We start from the raw sequence: 6,290 nt of genomic DNA, 5'->3' as shown, positions 1-6,290 counted from the left end.
AACATGCAAGAAGTCCGCGCCCGTGGCGGCGAGCTGTACGTCTTCGCCGACGCAGATTCCCGCATTGCCTCAAGCGAAGGCGTACACGTCATCCGCTTGCCAGAACATTACGGCATGTTGTCACCGATCTTGCATACTGTGCCGCTGCAATTGCTGGCATATCACACGGCGTTGGCGCGGGGGACGGATGTCGATAAGCCTCGGAATTTGGCTAAGAGTGTGACGGTGGAGTAAGTGATTTTTTGGACTTCCTGACCTGTCTCTTAATAATAAAGTCTTTACATAGCTAATAAAGTCTTTACATTAATAATATAGTTGCATCATGCGCTAGAAGATTTATACTAAGCTACTGCATTCAAATTCCTATGTCATGGCAAAGCGTAGATACGAATTCGACGAGGCAAAACATGCGCGCTTCCTCAGGGAAGGGCGCGGCCAGGGCACCGGCATCGATTATTTGCCCTGGCTAACTATTTACGATGTTCCATCTCAGGGCCGTGTTGCCCGCATTCCGGGCATCAAATCTGGCCGCCTTCACCACACTTTTTCTGATATCGAAAGCAATCTTCTTAGACTCTTGGAGGTTCTGTCGCGTTGTTTAGCTGAGACCAGCTCTTGCAGACACGACGAGGGTGTACCTTTACGCTGGACGGACCTGTCCTACCAGGGCATAGAATTGTTGCGCAAATGACAGGTCCGCAAGACCATCAGTGTCAAACTGACCTTTTCGAATCATGTGCATGAGCTCGATGCCAGCGAGCACTGCGCTGGCCGATCGAAAAGATTTGAAGTTAAGCATCGGTTTGGTTATCCGCTTGATGCCGCGGTGGTCCTGCTCAACGATGTTGTTGAGATACTTGACCTGGCGCACAACGATAGGCTGAACGCGGCCAATATTGATCGCATCAATGGCAGCCTTGTTGGCTCCGCTCTTATCCATTGCGACCTTGTCAGGATCCCCGTTCGCTCCCATCGCTTTGTTAAAAAAGCGCTTTGCCGCAGCCATGTCGCGTTTGGCTGTCAGCAGGAAGTCCACGGTCATGCCCTGCTTATCCACGGCGCGGTAGAGATATTTCCAAGCGCCTTTCACCTTGATGTATGTCTCATCCATACGCCAGCTGCCGCCAAGCGGGCGCTTATATCTGCGCGCCATCTTTTCGATGAGCGGCAGAAAGCGGATAGCCCAGCGGTTGATTGATGAGTGATCGACCGACACGCCGCGCTCTTCCATCATTTCCTCCAGATGCCGATAGCTCAACGGGTAAGCGGCGTACCACCGGGTGCACACCAAGATCACATCGATCGGAAAGCGCATCCCTTTGAAGCTGATCATGTCAATTTTTCCTGCGTTTGGGCATCGCAGTTTACCTCATCGGCTCCACTAACCTCACTAATGCGACAGAACCGTCCTCGTGTCCTGTCTATTCTATGACCCGCTAGTTTAGGCTCGAAAACTCTTGTGAAACTCGGCAATCGCTGTTAACCTTCGTCTGCTTGATTTGATTGCTACTCCGCAACGACTTGATTAATATCAGGGAAGGATAGCCATAAGATACAAGGGGTTGCAGTTATTTGCAGCCCTTTTTCTTTTGGACTTTAGCAGTCTCACTTCATTTGTCAGTGCCTACAACACGAACAAATCATTACATCGCAATGAATCACGTTCATAGCGCGTCTTCCGGATATGGAAACGCGATGTAACTGTCAACATCATTCGAATTTTAAATTGAACCGTGAGTTTCTTTGACTTAGGGATATCGACGACTAAATCTTCTAGGTATGGACAGGACAATTGTCGTTTCGATGCAGCTAGTCTGACAAGTCCTGCAAGAGCTCGCATAGAACGTGTACCACTCAAAATAATACGGATAGAAAGATGGCTGGCTTAATGAACGACGCACGTAAGGTTTCGGAACAAATCGATATTGTCTATTTATGGGTAGACGGTTCAGATCCGATGTGGCAAATAAAACGGGAGCAGGCGTATGCTCACTGGATAATAGAAAATCCAGACGAGTTAGCAGCGCACGGAAACACGGCTGGCAGATATCGCGACAACGGAGAGCTGCTATTCAACCTACGCGCATTGGAAAAGTTTTTTCCTGAGCACGGTCACGTTTATATCATCAGCGATGATCAGACTCCATCATGGCTGCGTTCGTCGGAATACATCACTATCATTAATCATCGAGATTTGATTCCGAACATGGCAGGATCGGTGTTTGACTCAGGTCATATAGAGTCTTACCTGCATCATATCCCTGACTTGTCAGAAAAATTTATCTATCTCAACGACGATGTTTTTTTCGGTGCGAAAGTCGATATTGATTGGTGGTTTGGTGACTGTCTGAGAATTTTTTCTGAGACAAAATCAATACCAGACTATGAAGTCTTACAACCCGATGAGTCGGCGTTGGTCAATGCGTCAATACTATCGAGGAATTGGCTCTCACAGCGCTATTCGACCTACAGTCATGATCCCCGCGTTTATTCGCACTCCCCCCGCCCCATGCTCCGCAGTGCAATGTTTGCGCTTGAACAAATTGCACCAGAATTATTCGAACGGGTACGTTCAACAACATTCCGCTCATGGCGATCGCCCGCAATCGTTCCCGATCTAGTTCCACGCTGGATGGTACACATAGGGGTTGCCCAACAAATAGTATTAGATCCTTTGCATATAAATACTGGCGACAATCATGCCAAACGACAGTTCGATGCTCTACTTGCCAACTTTGGCGAGCTACCGTTTTTTTGTATCAACGATACCTGTGATGATGCGCCAGAAAACGACTTCCGCTTGCTTCGCGTCGTCCAGACTCTGAAAAAATTGCTACCTGAACCATCGAAGTTTGAGCTGTTGTTCCGAGATTCGATGACTTCATCGTCCGTTGATTTCTGGGAGCCTAAAACCGGCGCAATGGTCTTCTCCTAATTTTATAAACAATAGTTCCGCTTGCGAACTTTTTTTGTTTCTACAATGACCGCTCGACTGTTCGACATCCAATTTAACCATCAATTGAATTGATATCAATCCGCTTGAATATCCTCGTTAGCATTATTCCGTACAAACCCCTGATCTTGAATTTGAAACGCTGAGGCGGCGATATTTTTTGTATTCGCGTTAGTCACACGCCATTGCACTTGATTGTTGTGGTCAGCAATCACTAAAGGTAAGTGTAGGTTTTTGCTCCAGCAGATTTTGCTTTCCTGATTATTGCGGCTCAGGCTGTACCAGGTGCAGGCTGAAATCGGCTTCTCTTCCAGTACTGGCGTTGTGGTAGTGCTCAGTTGGTATTGCGCCGTTGGTCTGCTTAAGGAATGCGACAGGCTAAACCAGTCAGTGAAATGGCCGATACGATATAAATTAGTACGATCAATATCTGTGCGGATCTTGCGCTTGAGATCAAGCACTATCATGCTCCATTCTGTCTGTTTTGCTGGCTTAAAAATAAATGTCTCGACGGCGTCGTCGGTACGGCGCTTTAGTTGTTGATTGCGGTCACGCCAGATATCAACTTGATGTGTTTTTCCATCTAACGAATAAGTCGCCTGGTAATGCAACTGGCGTGACTCACCTTTGTCATTGAAGGTTTTATCAAAATCTAGTCCGGCAGCCTGACTACTCGCGGCAAATACAGTTGTTGCGATTATAAAAAAAACCCGCGCCAGGCGCGGGCTCACCGTGTTGAACGATTTTACTTGCATCAATTTCATAGATAATTAGTATTGAATAGATCAGTTACGAACTGCTTGTGCGTAGTCAAAATAACGGTAAGTTTTACCATCGATGGTCAAGTCTTTTACGACTAAATTGACTGAGTAGCTGCCATTGCTGTATGCAGTATCAATGGTAACGCCGGTTGGATCAGTAGGCAGTTTAAAAGTCAGTCCTGTGGATGGTGTGGTCGGATTCAGGATCGATGGTTTTACTACCAATGAAGATGTCGTCGCAGGTTTAAGTAATGCTTCGCTGAGCACGCGTCCATCGGCTTGCGGCATAGATTGTCCCAAGATATAAGCAACTGTGGGTGCTACGTCTACGTTACCGGTTGGGTTGCTGATAGTGATGCCTGTGCGGAAAGCCGGGCCGTTGGCGATCAAGGTATTATGTACATCGATCGGGCTGAAGCTGCCATGCATGCCGCGATTGCCGCCGGTACTTTCAAACTCAATGCCTGGCAAACCATTGACTAATTGTTGCGAATCCCAATTGAAGCTCACCACCACATCCGGCTGCCCTTTGCTGGAACGTACACTGTTTTCCAGATTGATCATCGCCATCGGCAATGTGCCTGGAATCGCACCGTAACGACTATCAACAAAGATCGCACCATATTCTTCACGTGATTGCAAGAAGCGCACAACATTGGTCACTGTAGTCAGATCATGATCTGGCATGTAGAGGTAATCAGAGCCACCGTTAGCCGCGATCACGATGCCGTTGGCTGGCAATGTTGCCGGTACTTTAAAACTGGCAACCGGTGTAGCTAAAGTCGCGCTGATTGCTTGATATTTAGCGTTGGTAGTGCCGCACAAAGTACCTGTGGTGTCGACACCGACGTTATACACATTGCTGCCATCAGATTTAATACCGTACATGGCACTCGTGCTGCAACCGTTACCATCAAATGCTTTGAAGCCAGCAAATGTCAATAAATCGGCAGTACGTACATCACCAGAAACTGAGAAACCAGTAACAGAATCTTTAGCGCCCAGCGTCGCATTGGTTACACCACTGGTCACTGTTGTGCTTGCGTTGATTGCGCGCAATGGGAACAAACTGGTTGGGCCAGATACATTGCTGTGTGCGTGATCAGACACCACAATAATATTTGTCGTTGTATCCAAACCAGCTGCCTTCAAACCAGCTTGCAATTCACCCAAACGCGTATCTTGTGATGCCAGCGCTTTACGGTAATTAGCTGAACCTGGTCCATAAGCATGCTCAGTATTATCTGGTGTGCGGAACCAGATTAAAGACAAGTCTGGTAATTTTTTCGGCAAGATGAAACTGGTATAAATGTTCATCATGTATTTGTTGGCAGCGTCTTCTGGATTGCCTTGCGTTGTATCGGTCGCATCTTTGGCTTGCAGGCCATTTGGTAAGGCAAACGTCAATGCACCAGCACGCGCTGTTGGATTGCCGTTAGTGGCGCTGAGCGTCACTGTGCCAGCCGGATAAGCAAAGGTCGTATTCAGCGGTAAAGCATAATTAGCAGCCTGCAAATCGGTCACCAGAGATTGCGGCAATACCGCGTTCTCATCAAGAAAAATCCCGCCGCGACCAAGATCTTGAATAAACGCAGCGCCAGATTTACCGATAGTGGCTGTTTTCAGACCTGCATCTTGTGCCGTCTTAAATAAGGTTTTGACTAACAATAATTGACCACCGTAATAATCATTGAGCGTGCTCAATACAGCGTAATCTTCTGTAAATACCGGATCTTGATAATCCTGAGCATTGCCTGCTGCTGACTTGCCAACAGGAATAGCTTGAGTAGCGCCAGCTTGTGGCGGCGTCCAGAATGTATTGCCGTAGAAACCGCTAGTTTTTGGAAAAGAACCGGTTGCAAAAGACGAACCATTCATCATTGTGAAGGTTGGATAAGTCGAATGATGATCGGCAAATTGCACACCTTGTTGACGCAAGGCATACAGGTTAGGAGTGTCGGTTGGATTGACTGAATCTGGACGCAATCCATCCCACACCATGATGATGGTGCGTTGTACTGCAGGTGTCACTGGAGGAGGCGTTGCAGGAGCACTGGCAACATTACTGGAACCGCCACAACCAGCTAGCGAAGCAAGTACAGCTGCCAGGCTGAGAACTAATACAGATTGACGCATAATAGGATCTCTTGAAGTTGATGATGAATAAAATAAATAACAGCAAAATAAACATCAGCAAAACAACCAGCTATGCAAGTACAGGCATCGTAAGCGTACGCAAAGCATGCGTAGGAAAGCGCACAGTTGAGGCTGACATTTAATTGGATAAAATTTGGTAAGAACGAATTAGCAAAAACGTCTAAAGAAAACGTGGGCAAAGACGCGATCAAAAACACCGCCAAAACAACATTAATGAGGTTGCAATGTTAAAGAGTGCGAATGACAGTGAAGTGACGCTGACATGACAAATTAATGAAAAATGTAACAATTGTTACAATTAAAACTGACAGAGATGTAATAGAGCGAGATCTTTGCACGATAAAAAGCCAAGCAGAGTGTTTACCTCAAATGAGACAATAGCAACAGGATAAATTTAAAGAGTGGCAATCATGGCGTGG

Annotated in this window: 4 protein-coding genes and 1 pseudogene; 2 read left to right on the top strand and 3 right to left on the bottom strand. The window is 46.8% G+C overall.

Annotation, left to right across the window (positions count from 1 at the left end):
* Positions 1 to 234: pseudogene (locus tag AAKU64_RS21990) on the top strand (glutamine--fructose-6-phosphate transaminase (isomerizing)); the annotation flags it as partial.
* A 406-nt stretch (positions 235 to 640) separates the two neighbouring features.
* Here AAKU64_RS21990 and AAKU64_RS21985 read toward each other — a convergent pair.
* Positions 641 to 1,333 carry an IS6 family transposase gene (locus tag AAKU64_RS21985; protein WP_354330784.1) on the bottom strand — a complete coding sequence of 231 codons (693 nt, stop codon included), beginning with the start codon at positions 1,331 to 1,333 and terminating at the stop codon, positions 641 to 643.
* 543 nt (positions 1,334 to 1,876) lie between these two features.
* On the opposite strand from AAKU64_RS21985, the gene AAKU64_RS21980 reads away from it, so the two are divergent.
* The gene (locus AAKU64_RS21980) at positions 1,877 to 2,935 is read left to right on the top strand and encodes a stealth family protein (RefSeq protein ID WP_354330782.1); all 1,059 of its coding nucleotides are present in this window, start codon (positions 1,877 to 1,879) and stop codon (positions 2,933 to 2,935) included.
* 95 nt (positions 2,936 to 3,030) lie between these two features.
* Here the strand turns inward: AAKU64_RS21980 and AAKU64_RS21975 are convergent, their stop codons facing one another.
* Both AAKU64_RS21975 and AAKU64_RS21970 read right to left on the bottom strand, forming a co-directional pair.
* A complete protein-coding gene (locus tag AAKU64_RS21975) occupies positions 3,031 to 3,717 on the bottom strand; it encodes a hypothetical protein (RefSeq protein ID WP_354330781.1) in 687 nt (228 codons plus the stop codon).
* 21 nt (positions 3,718 to 3,738) lie between these two features.
* A complete protein-coding gene (locus AAKU64_RS21970; protein WP_354330779.1) occupies positions 3,739 to 5,850 on the bottom strand; it encodes an alkaline phosphatase family protein in 2,112 nt (703 codons plus the stop codon).
* Between the last annotated feature and the right edge of the window lie 440 nt (positions 5,851 to 6,290).

Origin of the sequence: Undibacterium sp. GrIS 1.8 (assembly GCF_040544445.1) — a bacterium.
Lineage (GTDB): Bacteria > Pseudomonadota > Gammaproteobacteria > Burkholderiales > Burkholderiaceae_D > Undibacterium.
This window is presented reverse-complemented; position numbering and strand designations above follow the sequence as displayed.